Genomic DNA, 24,113 nt, shown 5'->3' on the forward strand with positions numbered 1-24,113 from the left:
GAAGCTACGGTCAAGCCGCGTACGACTTTAGGCGATCTCGGCCACGGGGCTAGTCACGCCGAACCGCCTCTCGAACTCGGCGACATCGACGACGCCGCGCCGATGGGTGCCGTCGCCGATCTTGCGGTCGCCGTCCCAGGCCTCGACCTCGAACAGGATGCTCCGGGCCTCGACCGCGACCACCCGGGCGATCGCGCGCACCGTGCGGCCGACCGGAGTTGCCGCCAGATGGCGGATATTGACCATCATCCCGACGCTGACATGGCCTTTCGGCAGGAACGGCTGAACCGCCGATCCCGCGGCCATCTCCATGTGCAGGATCATCATCGGCGTGCCGTAGACCTCGGGCATGCCCGGCACCACATGGCCGACCGTCATCTCCGGTGTGACGGCGACCTGCTTCTCTGCCGTCATGCCGGCGGTCACCTTCTCAAGTGGATTCATGGCTCAATCCCGTCTCTGCCTCGGTCGTGGATGGGGCGGGTGTCTCGGCCGCCCGCGGCTTGCGTCCGGTGAGCCAGTTGCCGAGCCGGTCGAGATAGAGATAGACGACGGGCGTGGTGTAGAGCGTCAGGACCTGCGACAGCATCAGGCCGCCGACGATGGTATAGCCGAGCGGCTGACGCAGCTCGGCGCCGGTGCCGGAGCCGATCATCAGCGGCACGCCGCCAAGCAGTGCCGCCATCGTGGTCATCAGGATCGGCCGGAAGCGAAGCGTGCAGGCCTGGTAGATCGCCTCCTCGGGGCTCAGCTTATTCTGGCGTTCCACCTCGAGAGCGAAGTCGACCAGCATGATGCCGTTCTTCTTCACGATGCCGATCAGGAGGATGATGCCGATGATCGCGATGACGCTGAGATCCATGTGGACCGCGAGCAGCAGCAACAGTGCGCCGATGCCGGCCGACGGCAGCGTCGACAGGATCGTAATGGGGTGGATCAGGCTCTCATAGAGCACACCAAGGATGATGTAGATCACGATCAGCGCCGCCCCGATCAGGAGCGGCGTGCCCGACAGGGAGGACTGGAAGGCCTGGGCGTTGCCCTGGAACGAGGTCGACAGCGAGGCGGGCTTGCCGGTGTCCTTCTCGATCTTCTGGATCGCCGTCACCGCATCGCCCAGCGCGACGCCCGGCTTCAGGTTGAACGAGATCGTCACCGAGGGAAACAGGCTCTGGTGATTGATCAGGATCGGCGCGGGCTTGATGACGCTGTGGACCAGCGTGCTGAGCGGGACCTGCTGCCCGGAGGCCGAGTTCAGGTAGATGTCCTTGAGCGCTTCGGGCCCGTACTGGAAGCGTGGATCGACCTCCATCACGACATGGTACTGGTTCAGCGAGGTGAACATGGTCGAGACGATGCGCTGGCCAAAGGCGTCGTCGAGCGCGTTGTCGATCGTCGTGGGCAGGATGCCGAAGCTGGAGGCGACCTCGCGATCGACGGTGACCTCCAGCCGCGGACCTGCATTGGCCTGATCGCTCGCGACATCGGTGATGGCGTCGAGGGCGCGGAGCTTCTCCAGGAAGATCGCCGACCAGTGGGTGAGCTCGTTGGAATCGGCATCCGTCAGCGTGTATTGATATTGCGTCTTTGAGAGCCGTGCCCCGATCGTGATGTCCTGCGCGGCCTGCATGTAGAGCCTGATGCCCTGGATGTGGGCGAGCTGGGGGCCGAGGCGGTTGATGATCTGGTCCGCACTGGCCCTGCGTTCAGGCTTCGGTTTCAGGACGATGAAGATGCGCCCCTGGTTGAGCGTTGCGGTCGGGCCGCCGGGGCCGATATAGCTTGCCACCGATTGAATCGCCGGATCCTTCAAGAGGATGTTGACGATCGCCTGCTGGCGTTCGGACATCGCGGGGAAGGAGATGTCCTGGGCGGCCTCGGTGATGCCGACGATCTGTCCGGTGTCCTGCTGCGGGAAAAAGCCCTTCGGAATGATCACGTAGAGATAGCCGGTCAGTGCGATGGTCGAGAGCATCACCAGCAGCGTCACGAAGCGATGGCGCAGCACGACGCGCAGGCCGCGCGCGTAGAGCTTGAGCAGCGCATCGAAGCCGCGTTCAAACAGCAGATAGATCCGGCCGTGCTTCTTTCGCGATTCGTCCTTCAAAAGACGCGCACACATCATCGGCGTCAGGGTGAGCGAGATGACGAGTGAGAGCAGCAGCGAGGCGGTGATCGTGACCGCGAATTCCTGGAACAGCTTGCCGACATAGCCGCCCATCAGGAACAGCGGGATGAACACCGCGATCAGCGACAGCGTGATGGAGACGATCGTGAACCCGATCTCGGCGGAGCCCTTGAGCGCCGCCTCCAGCGGCGTCATGCCCTGCTCGAGATGGCGCACGATGTTCTCGATGACGACGACGGCATCGTCCACCACGAAGCCGACTGCGATCGACAAGGCCATCAGCGAAAGGTTATCGAGGCTGTAGCCGAGCACATAAAGGACCGCGAACGTCCCGATAAGCGCCAGCGGCACCGTGATCGCCGGGATGACGGTGGCCCAGAAGTTCCGCAGGAACAGGAAGATGACCATCACCACCAGGGCGACCGTCAGCATCAGCGTGAACTGAACGTCGGAGACCGCGGCGCGGATGGTGGCGGTGCGATCGGCGGCGATCGTCACCTTGATCGCCGGCGGAACGGAGGCCTGCAGCTGCGGCAGCAGCTTCTTGATGCGGTCGACCGTCTCGATGACGTTGGCGCCGGGAACGCGCTGGACGGCGAGGATGATGGCGGGATCCTTGCCGTACCATCCGGCCAGGAGGTCGTTTTCGGGTGCCTCGATCGCCGTGCCGACGTCGCGGATCCGCACCGGCGAGCCGTTGCGATAGGCGATGATGAGGTCTTCGTAGGCGGAAGGCTTCAGCAGCTGGTCGTTGGTGTTGAGCGTGTAGGTGACACGCGGGCTGTTGAGCGTGCCCTTGGGCAGGTCGACATTGGCGCCGGCGATGACGCTGCGGACGTCTTCGAGGCCGATGCCGCGGGCGGCGAGCGCCTGCGGATTGACGCGAACGCGGATCGCGGGCTTCTGCTGGCCGCCGATGCCGACGAGGCCGACGCCGGGCACCTGCGAGATCTTCGGCAGCAGGATGTTTTCGGCATAGGCGTCGACCGTCGTCAGCGGCAGCGAGTCCGACGTCAGCGCGATCAGCATGATCGGCGTCTCCGCCGGATTCACCTTCCTGATCGTCGGCGGGTAGGGGATGTTCGGCGGCAGGAAGGGGCTGGCGGCGTTGATCGCGGCCAGCACGTCCACCGCCGCGCTGTCCACGGTGCGCGACAGCTCGAACTGCACCGTGAGCTGGGCGACGCCGAGCGCACTGGACGAGGTGAGCTGCGTGATGCCCGGAATCTGGCTGAGCTGCTGCTCGAGCGGCGTTGCGAGGGACGAGGCGATGGTGCCGGGATCGGCGCCGGGCAATTGCGCCGAGATCTGGATCGTCGGGTAGTTGACGTTCGGCAGCGCTCCGACCGGCAGCAGCGGATAGGCCGCAAGGCCGAGCAGCAGCAGGCCGGCCATCAGCAGCGCGGTTGCAATCGGTCGCAGGATGAAGAGCGCGGAGAGGTTCATGGAAGCGCGTCCTGCACCGCGCTCTGCAGGTCGGCTTCGCGCGCAGCCTTGCCATGCAACTCCCGGACGCGGCTGCCTTCCGTCAGCCGATACTGGCCGTCGACCACGACGACGTCGCCCGACTTCAGCCCCTGGTCGATCAGCGCCTGGCCGTCGCTGATCTGCGCGACGTGGACGGGACGCAAGGCCGCGGTCTGGTCGGGAGATACGACATAGACATAGCTGCCGTTCGGCCCCTGCTGCACGGCCGAGCCGGCGACAGTGAGCGCGTTCTTCTGAACCTCGAGCAGCAGGCGCGCGTTCACCAGTTGGCCCGGCCACAGCCGATGCTCATGGTTCGGAAACACCGCCTTGAGCTGGACGGTGCCGGTCGTGCCCGCGATCTCGTTGTTGACCAGAAGCAGCGTGCCCTCGTCGAGCTTCATCTTGTTGTCCTGGCTGTAGGCGATGACCTTCAGCTCTCCCTTTGCGGCGTGCTGCTGGATCACGGGCAGGTCGGTCTGCGGCAGGGTGAACAGCAGCGAGATCGGCTCGATCTGCGTGACGACGACGAGACCGTTGGGGTCGGTCGGATGAATGACGTTGCCGACGTCGATCTGGCGAACCCCCGTGATGCCTGGAATCGCCGATGTCAGGCGCGTGTAGCTGAGCTGGACGTTGGCCTCGTCGATCTGGGCCTGGTCCGCCTTCACGGCGGCCTTGAGCTGCGCCACCTGCGCCGTCTGTGTCTCGATCAGTTGCGGGGTCGCATAGCCCTTGTCGCCGAGCTGGTTGTAGCGTGCGAGATTGGCCTCGGCATTCGCGAGCTGCGCCTCGTCCCTGTCACGATTGGCGGTCAGCTGCTCGATCTGTGCTTCGTAAGGGCGCGGATCGATCTGGGCGAGCAGATCGCCGGTCTTGACCGTCTGTCCCTCGGTGAAAGCGATCTTGATGATCTGCCCCTGAATCTGGCTGCGCACGACGTCGGTGTTGTAGGCGATCACCGTGCCGATGCCGCGCAGATAGATCGGGACGTCCTTGCCGGAGACGGTGGCGGCGACCACCGGCACGGCGGTGGGCACCGGCGCGGTCGCGACGGCCGGCTTCTTGTCGCTGGCAAAGAACCAGAGGCCTCCGCCGATCAGGATCGCGGCGAGAGCGACGAGTGCAAGGGTGAGGTTCCGCTTCACGGTGATGGTCCTTGTTGATCTCAGGGATTGCCGGAGCCGTCGCTTGACGTCGTGCCGCCCATGGACGTGGGGCCGGGCACCGGCACGGACGGACTGATTCCGGCACCGCCGAGCTCGGTGGATCCGAGCGGAATCCCGACGCGTCCGATCGTCGATGTCTGGGGAGGCAGGGCCGACGGCGTCGTCGTGCCGCTCTGGCACGCGAGCGACGAGCTTCCGGAGAGCCCGCCGCCGTCGAACGGGGCGCCTGACGATCCGGCATTATCCGATGGCGTGCAGTTGGTCATGCCCAGTGAAGGATTGATCGGGGATATGCCGGGCGTTGCGATTTCGGTCGAGCCGAGTGGAATGCCTTCAGGCCGCGTCGAGCCGAGGTTGAGCGGCGAGGTCGCTGACATGCCGACGGGGGCCTGCGCGGGGAGCTGCGTCGTCGGCAGCGTCATTTGCGCATGTGCCACGGCCGGGATCAGGCATATCAGGCCCGTTGCGAGCGCCGCGCGCAAATGCACCGATACGAGCCGGCGGCATCCTGGTCTGTTCGATGAGAGCTGTTCTCGCATGGCTCGCTCCGGAGTCTTCGTTTGCGCGGGACGATAGGAAGCGGCCGGCGAGGTGGTATTCCCTGAACGCACGTCCCGCTGTCTGGCCGCACGATCGGAGAGGCATCCCCTCATTGCGGATGCTTCTGAAGCAGCATTGTTGCTTCGGACAGCTCCCGGCGGCACCCGGCGATGTCGCTGGAACGGCTCGCGGCGCGCGCGCGATCGAGCGCATCCAGCGCCAGCAGAAACTGCGCACCGCTCGCGCCTTCCGCCCGCGCCAGCGATCGTGGCGTGGGCTGATGATTGCGTAGTGCGGCGAGGCTTTCGGGGCCCCAGCCATGTGCGCCGGCATTCTTCTCGATCGCAGCGTCCAGTTGCGCCTGGACACGCCCGATCGAAGCTTCGCAGGACGCCGCATGAACCGGGGAGGCCGCATCCACGAGGATTATCATGGCGGCTGCAACCGCGATGAGTGAATTCGATGTCATTGTCGATCCTCTCGTATCGATGGTTGAACGTCGGTCTCGAATGACAGAACCGGTACGAGCCGTCTTTCGCTTACGAACGTCAGCCGCCCTGGACGCGCGCGAGGTCGTGCCATCAGAGAAACCGGACGTGAGCGGGATCAAAGCTGCGGCGCAGATTTGCCGGCGTGCGAAGTGGCAAGCGCCGTTGTTTGCCGAAATACGCAAGGGAGCGACGAACCTAGTGTCGCGTCATTCCAACCCCGGAGTGATCCCGACATGAAACCCCTCAACGCTGGCCTCGCCTTCGCTGCCGCCCTCTCCCTGTTCGCGACTGTCCCGGCGCGCGCGGAACCCCCGAAGAACATCGTCCTGGTGCACGGCGCCTGGGTCGATGCGTCGGGCTGGAAGCCCGTCTATGAGATCCTGACCAAGGAAGGCTTCCGCGTGACGATGGTGCAGGAGCCCGAAACCTCGTTCGCCGACGATGTCACCGCGGCGAAGCGGATTCTCGATCTCCAGGACGGCCCGACGCTCCTCGTCGGTCACAGCTATGGCGGCTCGATCATCACCGAGGCCGGCGTCCATCCCAACGTCGTCGGTCTCGTCTACGTCGCCGCACACGCGCCCGACGTCGGCGAGGATGAATCGGCGCTCGGCAAGAAGACGCCGAGCGTGCTCGGCAAGACCGAAGGCGTCATCAAGGTCACGCCCGACAAGTTCACCTATCTCGATCCCGTGCAGTTCCCGAAACTGTTCGCGCCCGATCTGCCGCGCGAGCGGGCCGAGTTCGTTGCGCGCTCCCAGGTCCTGGCGGCGACCCAGGTGTTCAGCACGCCGCTGACCGCGGCTGCGTGGAAGACCAAGCCGAGCTGGGGCATCGTTGCCGGCAGCGACCAGATCATCAATCCGGATCTCGAGCGCTGGTACTACGAGCGCGCCAAGAGCCAGACCACCGTGATCCCGGGCGCCAGCCACTCCGTCTACGAGTCGCATCCGAAGGAGGTGGCGGCCGTCATCACCCGCGCCGCGCGCAGCATCCAGCAGCCGGCCACGCGCTGACGACGTGTTTTTGCCGGTCCTGACGCACGGCCGGCAGAAGGAAGGACGGCGGGAGAGACAGCACTCCCGCCGGTCCGACTGTCCATCCGGAGAATTCCATGAGCGTGATCGAGAACAGCAGCGCCGTCCTGAACTGGAGCGTGATGACGGTAAAGCGCGCCGGACTGAGCCGCGACCTGCCGTCCGGCAATCCGGACCTGATGTGGGTCGCGAACTCCTCGACCCTGATCTATGGCGAGCGCGATGCGGTGCTGGTCGATACGTTCCTCACCGCCGGTCAATCGAAGACGCTGCTCGACTGGGTCGTGTCGCGCGGGCGCAATCTGACCGCGATCTACGTCACGCATGGGCATGGCGATCATTTCTTCGGCCTCGTGGCGCTGCTCGACCGCTTTCCCAATGCCAAGGCCGTGGCCGTTCCCGACGTCGTCGACGAGATGAAGACCCAGCTTTCGCCGGCGTCGCTCGATGGCTTCTGGCGCAAGCGATTTCCGGGCGAGATCGCAGAGCGCCTGGTCGCAGCGGAACCGCTGGCGGGCGAGCTCGCGCTCGAAGGACACAAACTCGCTGTCATCGATATGGGCCGGACCGACACGGCCAGGTCCACCGCGCTGCACGTTCCCTCTCTCGACCTGATCGTCGCGGGCGACACCGTGTACAACGGCATCCACCCTTATCTTGCCGAGACCGATACCGGAAGCCGGCTGGAATGGATCGCCGCGCTCGACCGGCTCGAGGCGTTGAAGCCGCGCTTCGTGGTCGCCGGACACAAGCAGCCGGACCATGACGACGATCCGCGCAACATCGCGGAAACCCGGCAATATCTGCTCGATTTCAATCGTCTCGACGACGCAACGGCATCGCCGCGCGAGCTCTACGAAGCGATGCTGGAGCTCTACCCCGATCGCGCCAATCCCGGGTCGCTCTGGAGCGGAGCCAATGCCGCGAAGGAGCGGAAATCATGACGAGCTGGCAGAACAACCGCGTCGCGCGCGATGCGCGTATTGCCGCCGGCGCCGGGCTCGCGCGCGGCAAGGTCGTGGAGGCGCATGACGCGACCCGCCTGCTGGAGGCCGTGATCAGGCCGGGCGACAGGGTTTGCCTCGAGGGCGACAACCAGAAGCAGGCCGATCTGCTCAGCCGCGCGCTGCTCGCCGTCGATCTCGCCAGGGTCAACGATCTGCACATGGTGCAGTCAGGCGTCGTTTTGCCCGAACATCTGGACCTGTTCGACCGCGGCGTCGCCAAGCGTCTCGACTATGCCTATTCCGGGCCGCAATCGGCGCGCATCGCGCGGATGCTGTTCGGCGGCAAGATCGAGCTCGGCGCGGTCCACACCTATCTCGAGCTGTTCGCCCGCTATTTCATCGACCTGACGCCGCAGGTTGCCTTGATCGCCGCCGTCAGCGCCGACCGCGAGGGCAATCTCTACACCGGCCCCAACACCGAGGACACGCCGACCGTGGTGGAGGCAACGGCGTTCAAGGACGGTGTCGTGATCGCCCAGGTCAACGAGATCGTCGAGACGGTGCCGCGCGTCGACATCCCGGCGGACCGGGTCCACTTCATCGTCAAGTCCGACAAGCCGTTCTTCGTCGAGCCGCTGTTCACGCGCGATCCGGCCGCGATCACCGAGGGACAGATCCTGACCGCGATGCTGGCGATCAAGGGCATCTACGCGCCCTATCGCGTGGAGCGGCTCAATCACGGCATCGGCTTCAGCACGGCCGCGATCGAGCTTCTGCTGCCGACCTTCGGCGAAAGGCTCGGGCTGAAGGGCAAGATCGCAACCCATTTTGCGCTGAACCCGCATCCCGCGTTGATTCCGGCGATCGAGTCCGGCTGGGTGCGGCAGATCCACTCGTTCGGCTCGGAGGTCGGCATGGATGACTACATCCGCGCCCGATCGGACGTGTATTTCACCGGTCCCGACGGCTCGCTGCGCTCCAATCGCGCCTTCTGCCAGACCGCCGGTCTCTATGCCTGCGACATGTTCATCGGCTCCACGCTGCAGATCGATTTGCAGGGAAATTCGTCGACCGTCACCACCTCGCGCATTGCGGGCTTCGGCGGTGCGCCGAACATGGGCGCGGATGCCCGCGGGCGGCGTCATCCGAGCGAGCCCTGGCTGAAGGCGGGAGCCGAGGCCGACCCCGATGGCGCGGCCCTGATGCGCCGCGGCCGCAAGCTGGTCGTGCAGATCGGCGAGACGTTCGGCGACAGGAACGTGCCGCTGTTCGTCGAGAAGCTCGACGCCATCGAGCTCGCGGAGAAGCTGAACCTCGAGCTCGCGCCGATCATGATCTATGGCGATGATGTCACGCATATCGTCACCGAGGAGGGCGTGGCCAGCCTCCTGCTGTGCCGCACCGCGCAGGAGCGCGAGCAGGCCATCCGCGGTGTTGCCGGCTACACCGATGTCGGTCGCCGGCGGGATCACGGCATGGTCGCGCGCCTGCGCGAACGCGGCGTGATCCGACGGCCGGAAGATCTCGGCATCAATCCGCTCGATGCGGACCGCAGCCTGCTGGCGGCGCGCTCGATCAAGGACCTCGTGCGCTGGTCGGGTGGCCTCTACACGCCTCCATCGAAATTCAGGAACTGGTGAGGACGGGCCATGGAAGATCTCAGGTTTCAGCTCAGCGTTCGCGCGCGGGCCGGCGGCACCCGGCAAAGCGCGATCGTCGGCGTGGTCGCCTCGGGCAATCTCGAAGTGCTGGTGGAACGCATCCTGCCGGATGCGGAGTGCGCCCTCGAGATCAAGACCGCGGCCATCGGCTTCGGTGAGGTGTGGAGCGCCGTGATCGGCGATTTTGTCGAGCGCTATTCGCCCGGCGGGTTGAGATTCTCGATCAACGACGGCGGCGCGCGCCCCGATACGGTCTCGCTGCGGCTGGCGCAGGCGGTGCGATTGATCGCGGAGAACGGCCAATGATTACGCCGCTCAAGGACATCACCCCGGCCGAACGCGCCCGCAGCACCAGCTTCTACGAGGCATCGGCCCGCACGCGGCTGGAGCTGCTGCTCGATGCCGGCAGCTTCGTTGAGTTCATCGGGCCGGAGCAGCGCGAGGTCAGTCCGCACCTGAAGATATTCGATCTTCCCGAGCAGTTCGACGACGGCATCGTCGTCGGTCGCGGCCGCCTCGGCGGTTCGCCGGCGTTCGTTGCCGCTCAGGAGGGCCGCTTCATGGGCGGCGCCTTCGGCGAGGTGCACGGCGCCAAGCTGACCGGGCTGCTCCGCGCGGCGCGCCAGATCGGCTCGATCCCCGTCCTGATCCTGTTCGACACCGGCGGCGTCCGGTTGCAGGAAGCCAATGCCGGCGAGCTCGCCATCGCCGAGATCATGCGGGCTGTGATGGAGGCGCGGAGCGCCGGCGTGAAGGTGATCGGCCTGATCGGCGGCAGGTCCGGATGCTATGGCGGCGGCGGCTTGATCGCCGGCTGCTGCTCCGCGCTTGCCGTCTCGGAGCCCGGGCGCATCGCGGTATCGGGCCCCGAAGTGATCGAGACCAATCGCGGCGTCGAGGAGTTCGACTCCCGCGACCGTGCGCTGGTCTGGCGCACCATGGGCGGCAAGCATCGCCGCCTGCTCGGCGCTGCCGACGTCTTTGCCGATGACAATGTGCAGGATTTCCGCGAGGCCGCGCTGGAGCTGCTGGGTCTGGTCGGACCTTTCGGTCTCGACAGCCCTGAAGGCCGAGCAGGAGCGCCTTGCCGACCGGTTGCGCCGCTTCGGGGCCTGCTTCGATGCCGTCGACATCTGGACAGCGGAAGGCATCGCACGTGCTGAAACGGTTCCGGAGCTGCCGGCCGATCAGTTCATTGCGCTTGCCGACAGGATCGGGAGGACCAGCCTTGACGCTAGATGACATCATCACCTCGCTCTTTCCCGACGGACATGAGGTCAGGAACGACAAAGGTATCCTTCTCGGCTCGGCGACGCTGCGATCCGGCGACAGCATGCTCGTCCTCGGTGTCGCGGATCGAACGGCACTGGGCGTCGACGAGGCACTCAGATTGTCCGGCCATGTGCTCAGGTCGATCGATCGGGACAGCGGTCCGATCCTGGTGCTCGTCGACAGCGACAGCCAGCGCATGAGCAAGCGCGACGAGCTGCTCGGGCTGAACGAATTCCTCGCGCATCTCGCCAAGGTGTTGATCCACGCGGATATGAACGGCCGCCCGACCATCGGCGTTCTCTACGGTCATTCGGCGGCGGGCGCACTGCTTGCGACGGGCCTTGCGACGCGCGTGCTGGTCGGATTGCCGGGTGCGGACCCTGCGGTGATGGACCTGCCGTCGATGGCGAAGGTCACCAAGCTGTCGATCGAAGCGCTGGAGGAGAAGGCGAAGTCGACGCCAGTGTTCGCTCCGGGACTGTCCAATCTCGCGCAGATGGGCGCCGTTCACTTGACATGGAGCCATGCCGCCTCCCTCGCCGATCAGCTGGAGGCGCTGCTGGCCGACATGCCGGCCGCGCGGGGGCGGGATGCGCTCGGCAAGGCGCGTGGAGGCCGACTCAAGGCCGCCGAGATCGCGGAGCGTGTTCGTGACCTCGCCCTGCAAGCACGCTGAGCGTCCACCGGGTCGTCACGACCTCGTCTTCGTCAGCCCGGCAGGGTGGCGCGCGATGCTGGACGCACGCGGCGATCTCGCAACCGATGCGCTGGTCGCGCGCTGGCCCAAAATGCGATGGCCGACCATCAGGCGCCGCGCCTTGCCAGGCGAGACAACGGGGCTCGCTTTGGGCCTGCCCCTGCCGCCCTCGGCCGGCAAGAAGCGGATCTCCTTCCTGGTTGATAACGACCACGTCGCCTCGGTCGCACGGCCGCCATTGCTGCGGCAGGCGCGGGCTTACGCGCCGCGCAACTGGTGGCCGACGCTCGACCGGCTCGACGCGCTGGCGCGTCGCCATGCGGTGGATGCGCGCGTCTTCGGCAGCCTGGCCTGGCAGTCGCTGACCGGGCTCGACTACGTGACCACCGGTTCCGATCTCGACGTCCTATTCGAGTTTCGAACCGAGACCGACATCGATCGCTTTGTCGTCGATGTCGCCGAGATCGAGGCCGATGCGCCGATGCGGCTCGATGGCGAGCTGATGGGGGCCGACGGCGCCGCGGTCAACTGGCGCGAGTTTCACGGCGGCGCGGGCGAGCTTCTGGTCAAGAGCATCGACAGCGTTGAGCTGCTCGGCAGGCATCAGTTCATTTCGGGAGCGATGGCATCATGATCACCACAGCCGCAAGAGGCGTGGAACGGACGGTGCTGCGCCGGGCGCAGATCGCGCCAAGTGTTTCCGCGATCGGCGCTGTCGCCTCGGACTGCCTCGTCAAGGAGCTGGAAACCTGGCCGAAGCCGGGGCTGGTGAGCCATGTCGACAACGGCAGCCACGACGATATGGATGCGGGCACGTTTCGCCGCAGCGCTGTGGCGATCAGGCCTTATCTGCAACGCCTGGCCGATGCGGGCGCGCTTGGATGCGGCATGGGCCGGCTGCGGATCATCGGCCTCGAGGCGGAGCGCGCCATGTTCGCGGCAACGTCCGGAGTCAACACGCATCGTGGCGCGATCTTCGGGCTTGGCCTGCTGTGCGCGGCGGCCGGCGCGAGAGCCGGTGGATTGGTCGATCCCCGGCTTCCGCTTGGCGATGTCGTGGCGCGCCTGTGGGGCGACAGCATTCTCGACGGTCCGGTGCTGCTGCACAGCCATGGCAGCGCGGCCCGCCGCCGCTTTCGCGCCGGCGGTGCGCGTATCGAGGCTGCAACAGGATTTCCGAGTATCTACGGAATCGGCTTGCCCGCCTTGCGGAGAGCAATGTCTGTCGTGCCGCAAGACACGGAAACCGCACGGGTCGAGGCGTGCTTCGCCCTGATCGCCTCCGTCGAGGATACCAACCTCCTGCATCGCGGTGGGCTCGACGGCCTTCGCTTTGCGCATGAGGAGGCGCATCGCTTTGTTGCTTCAGGCGGCGTCTGCGCGCCCGGCTGGCGCGCACGGGCGCAATCGATCCACGAGAGCTTCGTCGCCCGCCGTCTCAGTCCGGGGGGATCGGCCGATCTGCTTGCCATGACGCTCTTCGTCGACGCCCATGAGAGGCCGACCTCATGACGTCGAATGTCATCCTGATGGCGCTGGTGCCGGTCTTCTTCGTCCTGCTGCTGGGGTTCGTCGCAGGCAAGGCTCGCATCGTCGACAACAGTCACGTCGAAGGTCTCAATGCGCTTGTGATGGATTTCGCCCTGCCGGCCTCGCTGTTCGCCGCAACCGCATCGGCCCCGCGTGACCGGATCACCGAGCAGGCTCCGGTTTTCCTGGTGTTCGGCGTGACGATACTGGTCATCTATGTCGGCTGGTACTGGTTCGAGCGCACCTTCTTTGCGGTGACGAGATCCGACGCGTCGGTGCAGGCTCTGACGGTCGGCTTTCCAAATCTTGCCGGCGTTGGTCTCCCGATCCTGTCGACCGTACTCGGGCCGACAGGCGTCGTCCCGGTCGCCGTCGCGCTGGCAACCGGCTCGATCCTCGTCAGCCCCCTGACCCTCGTGATTGTGGAGATGAGCGTCGCCAAGACCCGCGGCGCCGCTGCGCCGTCGCATCCGGTCCTGATGGCGGTGCGGCGCGCGCTCGTCAAGCCGGTGGTGTGGGCACCCGCGCTTGGCATCGTGCTCTCGTTGTCCGGCATGAATCTCGATCCACTTGTCCATGCCTGTCTCACCCTGATCGGGAACGCGGCTGCAGGCGTTGCCCTGTTCCTGACCGGTCTCGTTCTGTCTGCCCAGTCGCTTCGCCTGAATTGGAGAGTGGTTGCCGCAACGGGAGCTGCTGACGTCATGCGTCCGCTGGTGGCGGTCGCCATCGTCTACGGCTTGCACCTTCCGCCCGATGCCGCGAGGACGGCGATTCTGCTCGCGGCATTGCCCTCGGGCTTCTTCGGCATCCTGTTTGCCGTCAACTACCGGCTGGACTCCGCGACGATCGGCTCCATGGTCATCGCCAGCACCGGATTCAGCATCGTGACCCTTGCGATTGCGATCGCGGTGCTCTCTCCCCATTAGGCCGCAGCCATGACACTCGCGATCCTGTGCTCGGGACAAGGTCGGCAGCATCGGGACATGTTCGCCCTTACAGGCGATGCGCCGGAAGCTGCGCACCTGTTTGCACGCGCCGCGACATTGCTGGGCGGCAAGGATCCGCGCGAATTCGTGCGCCGCGAACCCGACGAGGCCCTGCACCGCAATCGCGCCGGCCAGCTTCTGTGTACTTTGCAAGCGCTCGCAGCGATGGCCGCGCTCGGCGATGTCATTCCGTCCGGCGCGATCATTGCCGGCTACAGTGTCGGCGAGGTCGCGGCCTGGGGCGTCGGCGGCCTGTTCGACGCGATCCTCACGCTCGACCTCGTCGCGCGCCGGGCTGAGGCCATGGATGCGGCGACGCATGCCGGCGATGGGCTGATCTTCGTCCGCGGTCTTACGCGAGAGCAGGCCGGTCGCCTTTGCGAGCGCCACGGTGCAGCGATCGCCATCGTCAATCCGGGCGATGCCGTTGTCATCGGTGGTGGCCGGGAGGCATTGAACCAGATCGTCGCAGACGCGGGGACAATGCACGGCGCAAGGATCGTCGCCTTGCCGGTCGAGGTTGCCTCCCACACCCAGCGTCTGGCCGGCGCATCCGTCGCATTTCGCGAGACCTTGAATATGGCGCCGGTGTCGTTCCCGCCGCGGACCGCTGCGCGCATTCTGAGCGGAATCGATGCCGCTCCGGTCGTCTCGCTTAAGATCGGTCTCGACAAGCTTGCCGCACAGATCTCGCAAACCGTGCAATGGGCCGATTGCCTGCAAGCCTGTGTCGAGGCGGGTGCGACGGGTTTCTTGGAGCTCGGGCCGGGACATGCACTGAGCGGCATGGCCGCGGAAGTCGCCCCCACGCTTCCAGCGCGCTCCCTGGACGATTTCAGAAGTCTTCAGGGCGTCCGCACCTGGCTCATGCGCCACCTCAGATCCTGGACCGACTAGTCCCGAAGCGACGATACGCTCGATCGCGTTGTGGCTGTCGAAAAAAGGGGGCCGTCCTTTGGGGGAGGACGGCCCCTAAAATGCTCGTTGCCCAGGGAGGAGGAAGGCTCGAGCCGTGACTTGGGGGTCTTAAGTCACGTAACACGCACACCATCGCCGATCACGCAGCCGGCGTATTTCACGAACCCCTGCTGTTTCTCATTTCGCATGATTCACGAGAGCGACATGGACTTGTGCGCCGACGCGGGATCGCCATCCGAGAGGTTGGAGGAAGCTGACGCGTTCCGCACGGCGCTCCGCCAGCGCGCCGGCGTGTCACCCGTCATCCGCTTGAAGACGGTCGAGAAATGCGCCTGGGTGCAGAAGCCGACGGCCAGCGCCACCTCGGCCAATGGCGTGTCCGAGCTCGTTAGCATCGATTTGGCGCGTTCGACGCGCTCGTGCAGCAGGTACTCCCGCGGTCGGTAGCCCGTCGCGACGCGGAACTGGGCCGCGAAGTGCATGCGGGACAGTCCCGCGACCTTGGCCAATTGGGACAGGCTGATGCAGCGCTCGAAATGTGCCCCGACATACTCCTCGACGCGCCGCAGCCGCCATTTCGCCAGCGCGTTGACTTTCGTGTGCGGTCGCTCGTGCCGGGCAACGTGCATGGCCAGCGTCCGGCCGATGCAGCGGGCAAATTCCCGGTCCGCCAGATGGCCATGTTCGGTAAGCGCCTTCGCGAGCTGCTCGGCGAAGGGATCACGGAGCAGGACGAGGTCGTTGAAGATCTCGGGCGAGGCGGGAACTGCGCCGGGGCACGAGCATGGAAAATAGACGCTGGCGGCGGGGTGGAAATGCAGGAAATCGTACGGCGCGGAGAACAATGCGCAGAGCTGCTGCGACGGCGCGCCGACATAGAGCGTGCCTGCCGGCATGATGCCGTCGAAGATGGTGCGACGGCCTCTGCTCAATTTGAGGGGGGTCGTCTTCAAGGCGATGGCGAGGAAGTATCGGTCGCAAGGCGTCGTCGCTTCTTCCTGCCTTATGTCTGCTTGCGTGCAGACCCAGCGCGAGATCGTGATGTCCTCTGGCGACGTGCCGGCATGTTGGCCGGGCTGACGCCATCTTCGCTCGCAGGGAACTGCGCGTGCCCCCAGCGGGGATTCGGTTTCGTGACGGTTGGGGTGACAGGTCGACCAGGCGCCGGCCGCTTGCAGATCAGTGAACATCGTTCGTCCCGTATCCTGGATTCTGCTGCAGTCGTCGGCTCGCAGAATGCAATTGGCTCATGCTCGAACGATAAGTCTGAAGCCGTCGCAAGGCTCGTTACGGATGCTTAAAGGGTGTTAGATGTTGCAAGTGCACAGACTGCGACCGCATGTCGCAAAGAGTTCAATTGAACCAAAGCGATCAAACACTTGGGGTGAGCGCCCGGTGTTAGCAGGCGACGCGCACCGAAGAGACACGAGGTGCGTCTCGCCCAATGTCAGGTGGCTCGTCAGCTTCAGGGCAGGCGCGGCGAGGCGTCGATGCCGGGCGTGAGGCCGGGTGCGATCTTCTCTGCGGGCGGAACCGCGGGCTCGCGTGTGTAGGGAAGTGTTTCCACTTCGGGCCGCTGCTGCGACGTTGCCTGCAGGCAATTCGGACGGGGCGGACGTCCGGCGCCGAACAGATCAAAGACGGGGTCGACGAAGCTCGTGCGAAACCGGTCGAACCAGGTTTGGCCGCCGCTTGCGGACGGCTGCCGGATCGTCACCGTCGCTGTCATGCCGGAGACGAGCGGCACACCCGGCGGCACCGTATCGATGGCGAGGCGAACCGGTACCCGCTGTGCCAGCCGCACCCAGGTGTAGATCGGATCGACGTTGGGCAGGCCTTGCGTTCCTACGGCGGCGTTCGACACGCTGATGCCGCGCGTCACGGTCTTCACATGTCCGAGGATCGGCCTGGAATAGCCGACCAGATGCGCTTCGGCACGATCGCCAACGCAGACCCGCGCCATCTTGGTTTCTTCGAAATAGCCGTCGATCCAGAAGCTGTTGGAGTCGATGACGGAAACGTTGCTGACGCCGGTGACGGAGTAGTCGCCCGCACGCAAAAGCAGATTGGTGACGTAGCCGTCGACCGGACTGACCACGCTGGTGCGCTTCAGGTTCAGCTCCGCCTGCGCGAGCTGGTGGGCCGCCGCCTCATAGGCAGCCTTCGCCTGCGCCGCATTGCCGGCATAGATCTGCTGCTCTTCCGGTGTCGTCGCAAGGTCGGACAGATGCTGGCGCCGCTCGTACTCGGCCTGCTTCACCACGAGGTCCGCGGCCCGCTGGTCCATCAGCGCCTTGTCGACGCGGACGGCGACCTCGAAGTCGAAGGGATCGATCACGTAGAGGACGTCGCCCTTGTGGACGAACTGGTTGTCGGCCACCCTCAGCTCCACGATCTTGCCCGCAACCTGCGGCGCGACATTGGCGACCTGGACGCGGACACTGCCGTTCCGCGTCCAGGGCGCGGTCACGTAGTGCTGCCAGGTCGCAACCGCGATCAGGACCGCGATCAGTGCGATACCTAGCGTCGCAAGATGCTTGCCGGCACCGCGGGCGAAACGGACCAACGCTCTTCGCAGCGGCCTCGATGAGTCCGCGGCCTCTACCTGAGGCTTGCGGTTCTCCGCCGTGCGATCGCCGGTATCACGCGCCAAGGTCTCCGGCACGCCCGGGCCGTTCGCGGTGTCGGCCATGGCTCTTTCTCCCTAGAAGAACATTGCGAGCAGGCCGAACATCGCAATGTAGAGACTGAGCTCGGCCAGCGAGGGGTTGCTGAACAATCTTGCGAATCCGACGAAGCGCAGCAGCGGACGGAGCAGCAGGAACGCAAGCAGCGCGATTGCCGCATAGGTGACGATGGGGGCGATGAGCACGCCGCCGACGACCAGCTCCCGATAGGTGTTCGTCATGGCCGTTCGCCCCGGTTTTCAGGCTGTGACGGTGCGAATGCGCCGCTCGCCGCAATCAGCATGGCGATGGCCGAATTGGCGGACAGGTTGCTTCGCGCCGCCGCCTCGCGGAGCACCTCGGCAGAAGCGATGATCGCGCCGCCGTTCCGCTGCGCGAGGGCCTCGCGCGCGTCCTGAGCCGCTCCGGCGAGCGGCCCCTGTCGCAGCCGGTCCAGTTCGGCGCGGCAGCGCCGCAAGGCTTCCGCCTGGTCGAAACAGCGGATCGCCTTGGCCGTGATCTGACCATCGAGAGGCAAGGCGCCGTTTGCGGTCAGGATCTGTTCGATCCGGGCCGCGTCGCGAAACGCGGCTTCCTCCGGTGCGAGGTATCGGGTTCGTTCGCGGTCGAGATGGTCCAGCTCGCGCCTGGCTTCTCCCAGCAGCAGCCGAACCCGCCGGTCGCCCGACAGGGCAGGCAGCAGCATCTGCGCCGCGAACACGAGCACCGCCGACAGGCAGGCAAAGAGGCTCGTCACCAGGAACACCTCGGGGTCGTAGCTCTGCGGATTGGTCGGTACGAGGACGGCGATCGTGAACACCAGGACGAGGCGGCCGAGGGACGACAGTGTCGGGTTCGGCAGCGAGATCAGCAGCGCGAGGCCGATGACGACGGGCGCAAGACCGATCGCCAGCAGCTGAAATTCGGACACGCCGTTGAAGACGAGGTATTTCAGCATGCCGGCCAGCGCGCAGGCGATCGGCATCGCCGTCAACGTCACCAGCGTGAAGCTGCGTGGCGCAGGTGACGTCGAGCTGAGGCCGATGATCACCGCGACGAGCGAGAGGCAGAGCTCGGTGCTCGGCCAGCCCGTCAGCACGAAGAAGACCGCGATCAGCGTGAACGAGATCGCGGCTCGTGCGCCGGTTTCCGCCGCGATGCGGCGCGAGCGATAGAGCGGCGCGCGCCATGCATGGGACGGCCGCATCCCTTCACGCAGCGCGTCGAGGCTGCTGCGGACCTGCGCATTCTTTCGGCCGATCTCGGTCTGGAGGCAGGATCGGGACATCTCAATCAGCCCGGCTGCATCCCGGGAGGCGGCGGGGAGCGCTGCGAGCATTCGGCCGAGCGAGAGCGCACTGACGAGGTCGACCAGCGCGGCGCGCGCAGCTTCGGTCCTTGCCGTGCCGATGCTCGATTCCGTCGCCAGGCTGGCGATCTCCGGATGCAGTGCCGCGATGTCATGCAACAGGCTCGCCGCAGCCGGCGCGGAGGCGCGCTCGGCGCCTTGCGCGAGGTCCGCGACCCGGTGGTACAGCGCCTCGATGCGGCTGGCCAGCACCGGATGGTAATTCGGCGCGGCCAGAACCTCGTTCACAAGCGCCACTGCAAGGACGCCGATGCCGATGGCGGCGCCGCGTGCGACGCCGGCCGGGAATACCTGGAGCGGCGTGTCGATCTGCTGGATATCGACCAGGGCGACGGTGATGCAGCAGAGCGCCGCTGCATAGGCGCGATTGCCGTCCAGCATCCCGGCGACATAGACGCAGAGCCCGACCCAGATGCCGAGCACCGCGAGCAGGAGACCGTCGGTCTGGGAAAACAGGCCCGCGATTGCGATCGATGCGGCAACGCCGATGGCGGTTGCGAGCAGCCGGTAGCCGGCCTTCTCCATGCCCTGGCCGCGTGTCGGCAGGGCAAGGACGGCCACGGTGAGGGCGGACGACGACGGCGAGTCGAGCTCGAGCCAGAAGCTGACATAGAGCGCGAGCAGCATCGCCAGCCAGACGCGCAACGCGAAAGCCCAGGAGCTCGCGGGGAATCCGGCGAAGACCAGCGGGCGCGGCACGGCAGCACTGGTGGCGTTCACTGGCATGTTTCCCCATCCGCTTCGGCAGAGCGTGCCCGCCCTGCCGATATCGACAATATCGACGGCGACTATGAGGTTGGCCGGGCCTGCCGGTATTTCCGGTCCACCAACCCGGTTGCCAGAATGCACGCTTGGGGAACGAGGGTGCCGCGCGAGCGAGGGACCGATGGATTACGGCGCTGCGCCGTGGCCTGCCAGCGCGTCCTCGAGACAGCGGATGATTTCGTCGCCGCTGGACGGCTTGCCGAGAAAGCAATGCGCGCCGGCGGCCATCACGCGCTGACGCACGGCTTCGCTTGGAAATGCGGTCATGAAGATGATCGGGAAGCGGCGGCCGGACGCGATCAATTGCGCCTGCAATTCATCGCCGGTGATCACAGGCATCTGGATGTCGGCGATCATGCATGCGGGATCGTCTCCCGGTGCATGCCGCAGGAAGTCGAGGCCGGACTCGTAGGGATCGGCCTCGTAGCCAAGCGAGCGAACCAGGCTCGCAAGCGAAGTGCGAACGCCCTCATCGTCGTCCACGATCGCAATCACAGGGGTTTTGGCCATTCGCGCACAATCCTGACCGCGGTGTTCCGCAAGGCAAGGAGGATATCTCCCGTTGCGCGGCCGATGAGGTCTTATGCACCCGGGGCGAGGCCCACCGGAATTATACTCAGGTTTGGTCCGGAGACCTGCGGGTCTGGGAAACCCCGAGCGCCTCGGCCTTGCGAACGAGGTCGGCCAGTGACCTAACCCCCATCTTGCGCATGACGTTTCCGCGGTGGATCTTGACCGTGATCTCGCTGAGGCCGATCAGGGCGGCGACCTGCTTGTTCATCAGGCCGGCGGTGACATGGCCCATCACCTCGCGCTCGCGCGTCGTCAGGGTCTCGTACTGGGCCCGGATGTCGTCCTTGGTCGCGGCTTCGGCGCGGTGCAGCGCATCGCGTTCGAGCGCCGCCGTCACGGCGTCGAGCATGTCCTGGTCGCGGAACGGCTTGGAGAGGAAGTCGACGGCGCCGGCCTTCATGGCGCGCACCGACATCGGAATGTCGCCATGGCCGGTCATGAAGATGATCGGATAGCTGATGCCCTGCCGGACGAGCTGGCCCTGCAGATCGAGCCCGCTCACGCCCGGAAGGCGGACGTCCAGCACGATGCAGCCGGGGCGGTCGGGCAGCGAGCTGCCGAGCAGTTCGGCCGGCGAGCCGAACAGCCGCGTCTCGAGGCCGACGGATCGGAACAGGCTGTCGAGTGAGGCGCGGATGCCTGCATCGTCATCGACGATGATGACGATTGCGCTGGAGGGAGGCGCCGGCGGTTGGGCCTGGTTTGGTCTTGTCATGGCAGGGCGTGTTCTTGGCTAAATGGCAGTGTCAGGTGGAATGTCGCTCCCGAACCCGGGGTGCTCGCCACCGACAATCGGCCGCCGTGAGCTTCCACCGTCGTTCGGCAGATCGCAAGTCCCATGCCCATCCCGCCGTCCTTCGTCGTGAAGAACGGATCGAACAGGCGCGGCAGGTCGTCAGGGTGGATGCCCGGGCCGCTGTCCTGCACCGTGATCGCGAGGGTCTCGCTGTTGGCGGTGCTGACGCGCAGCGTGATGGTGCGGGAACCAGGCCGGCCCGACAACGCCTGGCCGGCATTGATCAGAAGATTGACCAGGACCTGTTGCAGCTGAATCCGGTCGCCGCGAACCGGCGACAGGTCAGGCTCCGTCTCGACGATGAGGGCGACGTCGTCCTTGGCGAGCTCGCGCGCGACCAGCGCCGTCGCCTCGTCGATGATCTCGCCGATGAGGAGCACGTCCTTTTGGGGCGAAGCCTTCTTCAGGAAGGTCCGGATGCGGGTCACGACCTCGCTGGCACGGCGGCCTTGAGCCACGACATGGCCGATCGTGGTCGCAACCTCCTTGAGGTCGGGAACGTCGCGCCGCAGCCAGCGCAAGCCGGCCTCGCCGCTGGTGACGATCGCCGCCAGCGGCTGGTTCACCTCGTGCGCAATGGAGGCGCTGAGCTCGCCGAGGGTGGCAACGCGCGCCGCATGGGCGAGCTCGGCCTGCGCCGCGAGCAGCGCGTCTTGCGCCTGCTTGCGCTCGGTGATGTCGACGACGAAGACGAGCACGTCATGATCTCCGCCGAATCGGGGCGAAAAGGTGATCGTGAACAGCACGGGGACCTTGCGTCCGTCGAGCCGCACGAGCTCGGTCTCGCCTTCGTGAAACCGCTCTCCTTGCGCGAATGCGACCAGGGCGTCGAGGAAACTGCGATCGTTCTCGCCCAGCAGCTTGTCCACGTTCTCGATGAAGGCCGCAGAGCTGCTGGCCCCCGCCATCTTCTGCAGGGCCGGATTGACGTCGACGATCCTGGCGAGCCCGCGGGCATGCCGGATGAAATCGGGATGTCGTGCCAGATAATCGCGCAGGTCCGCCCCGCGGCTCGGTAGCGAATCCAGCGCGGCCCGGAGCCCGCTCCAGTCTTCCTCGACGACGCCGATCCGGGTTGCGTCGAACATCCGGCGGTATCGCTGCTCGCTCTGAACCAGCGCGCTGTGCGCGGCGTGATTCTGCAGCACCAGCAGGGTCGTGATCCCGATGGCCGCGAGGCTCACCAGCGCGCGGAGGGCAGGCGAGGCGATCGTCTGCAGACCGTGCGACGTCAGATAGGCGCTCAAGGTCAGGACGATGCAGCCGGCTGCGGCAATGATGATGTCGTTGCGCCGGTTCGTCCTCGCCGCGAGCAGGACCGCGACGACATAGAGCACCGCGACCGCGCCCTCGAGCGGCGTCAGCACGTCGACCATGAAGACCGCGAAGGCGAGGACGGCGGACCAGAACCGCAAGCCGGCGCGGCTCATGGGTGAACCCGTAGGCCGATCAAGGTTCGTCATCGTCGCAGGCGGTGTTTCTTCTCATCGCAGCCGCGTTGATGCCGCGATTTGATCGCGTCCACAATATCCAGCCAAGTGATTTTCGTGCTCTCTTGGAAGACCTCGTGTGAAGTTGAATCCGGCGTGAGTTCCGACAAGGGATTCCCCGGCAGAACAAGGCTGATCGGCGATCCCGCCGAACGCAGGCGCGTCAAACTATCGCAGGGCGCGCCGCACCATCGGGCTCGCACGTCCGTGGACGCAGACGAGGAGTTCCGCTCGCGCCCTCGTCCCGTGGCCGCGCTGCGATCATACCTAGGTATGACGCGGTCAACCCGAGACCTTATCCATGCACCCGCGCGTAGAATGGAGCGCGCGGATCGCCGAACTACTCTGCTCCCATCGCATTCGGACAAGCCGGCCAGGCATTGCCGCTGCGAACTGGGACAAGGAGGCTCGACGATGTCGCTGATGATGTCATACCCGCAAACCGCCAAGGATCATGTCGCCGCCGCAATCGACGTCTCGTCGATCGACGGCCCGCTTCTGCGGCCAACGAAGCGTTCGCCGCGCCCTGGCGAAGGGGCAATGACGCTCTCCCTCGTGCATCTGGATGTCGCGTTGGCCATCGAGGCGCCTGCGCCGGAGGTGCGAGGATCGGCCGACGGCGGGCCGAGCTTCAGGGTTTCCGCGAAACGTCTTGCGCGCGTGTCCGCCGAGTCCGATCGAAAGACGGATGCGGAGGAGGTCGCGGATCCGGTGATGCGGCGCCTCTCGGATGCACTCGCGGCCACCAAAGCCATGCACCATCCCCATTCCGCCATCCTGGTCGACGCGTTGCGTCTGGCCATGCTGACCTGCGAGGCCAGCCGGCGGACGGTGGTCAGTCGAGGCCAGTCCGAGCCGGCCGAGGGCGACCGCGAAGGGCAGGCCTGCCGCACAGTGCGGTCGCTGCAGAAATGGCGCCTCAAGCGCGTCATGCAGTACATCGACGACAATCTGGACGCGAAGGTCACCTTGCAGCATCTGGCCGCCGTGGCCGGCCTGAGCCGGATGCATTTCGCCGCGCAGTTCCGTGCGGCTGTCGGCATGCGGCCGCACGATTATTTGCTGAAGCGGCGGATCGAGCGAGCCCAGGAATTGCTGCAGCGGGCCGACGCCTCGCTCGTCGACATCGCCTTGACCGTCGGGTTCCAGACGCAGGCTCATTTCACGACGGTGTTCAAGCGCTTCGCCGGCGATACGCCCTATCAGTGGAGGAGTGCCCATCTCGCGCAATTCCTGCCGATGCCGCGCATCGAGGCGAGGCCGTCATGAGCAGCCTCGGCATTCAAGCCCTGTTGCTTTCACTGCTCGGCATTCACTCGGCCCTGACGCACCACGAGATCATGGGACTATTGGCGATCGCCCGCGGTCTCGGCGCCTCCTATCGTTTCGCATCCTCGGAGCCCGGAGCAGGCGTCTTCTACGGTCGCGTCACTCTCAGCTTCTGCAGGTTCGTCGCCGGCGTCATCGCGCGTTATGCATCGATGGAGTCGTTGATCGACCTGTCCGGGCTCGACGCCGTCGCGCTCGCCAGGGGAATGGGTTGCGCGGGGCAGTGCGTCGGGCCCAGGGCGCGCCGGGGTGCTACGCCCGAGTAGGAACTCTTGCGAA

Annotated in this window: 23 protein-coding genes and 1 pseudogene; 12 read left to right on the top strand and 12 right to left on the bottom strand. The window is 65.9% G+C overall.

Annotation, left to right across the window (positions count from 1 at the left end):
- Positions 1-27 precede the first annotated feature (27 nt).
- The 5 genes from QA649_RS12030 to QA649_RS12050 all read right to left on the bottom strand — a co-directional run bounded on the left by QA649_RS12030 (position 28) and on the right by QA649_RS12050 (position 5,773).
- Entirely contained in the window at positions 28-444 is a 417-nt protein-coding gene (locus QA649_RS12030; protein ID WP_283024360.1) for a thioesterase family protein, read from the bottom strand.
- Positions 431-3,574: an efflux RND transporter permease subunit gene (locus QA649_RS12035; protein WP_283024361.1), complete on the bottom strand. Its 3,144-nt coding sequence runs from the start codon at positions 3,572-3,574 to the stop codon at positions 431-433. Before QA649_RS12035 ends, QA649_RS12030 begins: the two co-directional genes overlap by 14 nt.
- Entirely contained in the window at positions 3,571-4,743 is a 1,173-nt protein-coding gene (locus tag QA649_RS12040) for an efflux RND transporter periplasmic adaptor subunit (protein WP_283024362.1), read from the bottom strand. The genes QA649_RS12035 and QA649_RS12040 overlap by 4 nt, the downstream gene beginning before the upstream one ends.
- Positions 4,744-4,763: 20 nt before the next feature.
- Complete coding sequence (locus QA649_RS12045) at positions 4,764-5,303, bottom strand: hypothetical protein (protein ID WP_283024363.1); 540 nt, start codon at positions 5,301-5,303, stop codon at positions 4,764-4,766.
- Positions 5,304-5,413: 110 nt separating this feature from the next.
- Entirely contained in the window at positions 5,414-5,773 is a 360-nt protein-coding gene (locus QA649_RS12050; RefSeq protein ID WP_283024364.1) for a hypothetical protein, read from the bottom strand.
- A gap of 255 nt (positions 5,774-6,028) precedes the next feature.
- Here QA649_RS12050 and QA649_RS12055 point away from each other — a divergent pair, with 255 nt between their 5' ends.
- The 10 genes and pseudogenes from QA649_RS12055 (at position 6,029) to QA649_RS12100 (ending at position 14,825) form a co-directional block, all read left to right on the top strand.
- Positions 6,029-6,811: an alpha/beta hydrolase gene (locus QA649_RS12055; RefSeq protein WP_283024365.1), complete on the top strand. Its 783-nt coding sequence runs from the start codon at positions 6,029-6,031 to the stop codon at positions 6,809-6,811.
- A 98-nt stretch (positions 6,812-6,909) separates the two neighbouring features.
- The gene (locus tag QA649_RS12060) at positions 6,910-7,776 is read left to right on the top strand and encodes an MBL fold metallo-hydrolase (RefSeq protein ID WP_283024366.1); all 867 of its coding nucleotides are present in this window, start codon (positions 6,910-6,912) and stop codon (positions 7,774-7,776) included.
- The gene (mdcA, locus tag QA649_RS12065) at positions 7,773-9,419 is read left to right on the top strand and encodes a malonate decarboxylase subunit alpha (protein WP_283024367.1); all 1,647 of its coding nucleotides are present in this window, start codon (positions 7,773-7,775) and stop codon (positions 9,417-9,419) included. The genes QA649_RS12060 and mdcA overlap by 4 nt, the downstream gene beginning before the upstream one ends.
- 9 nt (positions 9,420-9,428) lie before the next feature.
- Positions 9,429-9,746, top strand: coding sequence for a malonate decarboxylase acyl carrier protein (gene mdcC, locus QA649_RS12070; RefSeq protein WP_283024368.1), 318 nt, complete (start codon positions 9,429-9,431; stop codon positions 9,744-9,746).
- Positions 9,743-10,682, top strand: a pseudogene (locus tag QA649_RS12075) (biotin-independent malonate decarboxylase subunit beta). Before mdcC ends, QA649_RS12075 begins: the two are co-directional and overlap by 4 nt.
- A complete protein-coding gene (mdcE, locus tag QA649_RS12080) occupies positions 10,669-11,388 on the top strand; it encodes a biotin-independent malonate decarboxylase subunit gamma (RefSeq protein ID WP_283024369.1) in 720 nt (239 codons plus the stop codon). The pseudogene QA649_RS12075 and the gene mdcE overlap by 14 nt, the downstream one beginning before the upstream one ends.
- Entirely contained in the window at positions 11,363-12,043 is a 681-nt protein-coding gene (gene mdcG, locus QA649_RS12085) for a malonate decarboxylase holo-[acyl-carrier-protein] synthase (protein WP_283024370.1), read from the top strand. Before mdcE ends, mdcG begins: the two co-directional genes overlap by 26 nt.
- Positions 12,040-12,921 (top strand): triphosphoribosyl-dephospho-CoA synthase MdcB, encoded by an 882-nt coding sequence (mdcB, locus tag QA649_RS12090; RefSeq protein ID WP_283024371.1) that lies wholly within the window; start codon positions 12,040-12,042, stop codon positions 12,919-12,921. Before mdcG ends, mdcB begins: the two co-directional genes overlap by 4 nt.
- Positions 12,918-13,868 (top strand): AEC family transporter, encoded by a 951-nt coding sequence (locus QA649_RS12095; protein ID WP_283024372.1) that lies wholly within the window; start codon positions 12,918-12,920, stop codon positions 13,866-13,868. Before mdcB ends, QA649_RS12095 begins: the two co-directional genes overlap by 4 nt.
- Before the next feature lie 9 nt (positions 13,869-13,877).
- Positions 13,878-14,825: an acyltransferase domain-containing protein gene (locus QA649_RS12100; RefSeq protein ID WP_283024373.1), complete on the top strand. Its 948-nt coding sequence runs from the start codon at positions 13,878-13,880 to the stop codon at positions 14,823-14,825.
- A 212-nt stretch (positions 14,826-15,037) separates the two neighbouring features.
- Here QA649_RS12100 and QA649_RS12105 read toward each other — a convergent pair whose 3' ends face one another.
- The 7 genes from QA649_RS12105 to QA649_RS12135 all read right to left on the bottom strand — a co-directional run bounded on the left by QA649_RS12105 (position 15,038) and on the right by QA649_RS12135 (position 22,445).
- Complete coding sequence (locus QA649_RS12105; protein ID WP_349254064.1) at positions 15,038-15,778, bottom strand: AraC family transcriptional regulator; 741 nt, start codon at positions 15,776-15,778, stop codon at positions 15,038-15,040.
- A gap of 533 nt (positions 15,779-16,311) precedes the next feature.
- Positions 16,312-17,538, bottom strand: a complete 1,227-nt coding sequence (locus QA649_RS12110; RefSeq protein ID WP_283024375.1) for an HlyD family secretion protein — start codon at positions 17,536-17,538, stop codon at positions 16,312-16,314.
- 12 nt (positions 17,539-17,550) lie between these two features.
- Complete coding sequence (locus QA649_RS12115; RefSeq protein ID WP_283024376.1) at positions 17,551-17,754, bottom strand: DUF1656 domain-containing protein; 204 nt, start codon at positions 17,752-17,754, stop codon at positions 17,551-17,553.
- Positions 17,751-19,607 carry an FUSC family protein gene (locus tag QA649_RS12120; RefSeq protein ID WP_283024378.1) on the bottom strand — a complete coding sequence of 619 codons (1,857 nt, stop codon included), beginning with the start codon at positions 19,605-19,607 and terminating at the stop codon, positions 17,751-17,753. The genes QA649_RS12115 and QA649_RS12120 overlap by 4 nt, the downstream gene beginning before the upstream one ends.
- A gap of 165 nt (positions 19,608-19,772) precedes the next feature.
- Positions 19,773-20,156 (bottom strand): response regulator, encoded by a 384-nt coding sequence (locus QA649_RS12125; protein ID WP_283024379.1) that lies wholly within the window; start codon positions 20,154-20,156, stop codon positions 19,773-19,775.
- A gap of 106 nt (positions 20,157-20,262) precedes the next feature.
- Positions 20,263-20,934, bottom strand: a complete 672-nt coding sequence (locus QA649_RS12130; RefSeq protein WP_283024380.1) for a response regulator transcription factor — start codon at positions 20,932-20,934, stop codon at positions 20,263-20,265.
- Complete coding sequence (locus QA649_RS12135; RefSeq protein ID WP_283024381.1) at positions 20,931-22,445, bottom strand: ATP-binding protein; 1,515 nt, start codon at positions 22,443-22,445, stop codon at positions 20,931-20,933. Before QA649_RS12135 ends, QA649_RS12130 begins: the two co-directional genes overlap by 4 nt.
- Before the next feature lie 81 nt (positions 22,446-22,526).
- Between QA649_RS12135 and QA649_RS12140 the strand changes: the two genes are divergently transcribed.
- Positions 22,527-23,774 (top strand): AraC family transcriptional regulator, encoded by a 1,248-nt coding sequence (locus QA649_RS12140; RefSeq protein ID WP_283024382.1) that lies wholly within the window; start codon positions 22,527-22,529, stop codon positions 23,772-23,774.
- Entirely contained in the window at positions 23,771-24,100 is a 330-nt protein-coding gene (locus tag QA649_RS12145; RefSeq protein WP_283024383.1) for a hypothetical protein, read from the top strand. Before QA649_RS12140 ends, QA649_RS12145 begins: the two co-directional genes overlap by 4 nt.
- The last annotated feature ends 13 nt before the right edge of the window (positions 24,101-24,113 follow it).

The sequence above is a fragment of the Bradyrhizobium sp. CB1717 genome (genome assembly GCF_029714325.1).
Lineage (GTDB): Bacteria > Pseudomonadota > Alphaproteobacteria > Rhizobiales > Xanthobacteraceae > Bradyrhizobium.

Bases quoted from the DNA above. Each gene is read 5' to 3' on its own strand.
- QA649_RS12030 (WP_283024360.1), bottom strand. From the start codon at position 444: ATGAATCCACTTGAGAAGGTGACCGCCGGCATGACGGCAGAGAAGCAG.
- QA649_RS12035 (WP_283024361.1), bottom strand. From the start codon at position 3,574: ATGAACCTCTCCGCGCTCTTCATCCTGCGACCGATTGCAACCGCGCTG.
- QA649_RS12045 (WP_283024363.1), bottom strand. From the start codon at position 5,303: ATGCGAGAACAGCTCTCATCGAACAGACCAGGATGCCGCCGGCTCGTA.
- QA649_RS12050 (WP_283024364.1), bottom strand. From the start codon at position 5,773: ATGACATCGAATTCACTCATCGCGGTTGCAGCCGCCATGATAATCCTC.
- QA649_RS12055 (WP_283024365.1), top strand. From the start codon at position 6,029: ATGAAACCCCTCAACGCTGGCCTCGCCTTCGCTGCCGCCCTCTCCCTG.
- QA649_RS12060 (WP_283024366.1), top strand. From the start codon at position 6,910: ATGAGCGTGATCGAGAACAGCAGCGCCGTCCTGAACTGGAGCGTGATG.
- mdcA (WP_283024367.1), top strand. From the start codon at position 7,773: ATGACGAGCTGGCAGAACAACCGCGTCGCGCGCGATGCGCGTATTGCC.
- mdcC (WP_283024368.1), top strand. From the start codon at position 9,429: ATGGAAGATCTCAGGTTTCAGCTCAGCGTTCGCGCGCGGGCCGGCGGC.
- mdcB (WP_283024371.1), top strand. From the start codon at position 12,040: ATGATCACCACAGCCGCAAGAGGCGTGGAACGGACGGTGCTGCGCCGG.
- QA649_RS12095 (WP_283024372.1), top strand. From the start codon at position 12,918: ATGACGTCGAATGTCATCCTGATGGCGCTGGTGCCGGTCTTCTTCGTC.
- QA649_RS12100 (WP_283024373.1), top strand. From the start codon at position 13,878: ATGACACTCGCGATCCTGTGCTCGGGACAAGGTCGGCAGCATCGGGAC.
- QA649_RS12110 (WP_283024375.1), bottom strand. From the start codon at position 17,538: ATGGCCGACACCGCGAACGGCCCGGGCGTGCCGGAGACCTTGGCGCGT.
- QA649_RS12115 (WP_283024376.1), bottom strand. From the start codon at position 17,754: ATGACGAACACCTATCGGGAGCTGGTCGTCGGCGGCGTGCTCATCGCC.
- QA649_RS12120 (WP_283024378.1), bottom strand. From the start codon at position 19,607: ATGCCAGTGAACGCCACCAGTGCTGCCGTGCCGCGCCCGCTGGTCTTC.
- QA649_RS12125 (WP_283024379.1), bottom strand. From the start codon at position 20,156: ATGGCCAAAACCCCTGTGATTGCGATCGTGGACGACGATGAGGGCGTT.
- QA649_RS12130 (WP_283024380.1), bottom strand. From the start codon at position 20,934: ATGACAAGACCAAACCAGGCCCAACCGCCGGCGCCTCCCTCCAGCGCA.
- QA649_RS12135 (WP_283024381.1), bottom strand. From the start codon at position 22,445: ATGAGCCGCGCCGGCTTGCGGTTCTGGTCCGCCGTCCTCGCCTTCGCG.
- QA649_RS12145 (WP_283024383.1), top strand. From the start codon at position 23,771: ATGAGCAGCCTCGGCATTCAAGCCCTGTTGCTTTCACTGCTCGGCATT.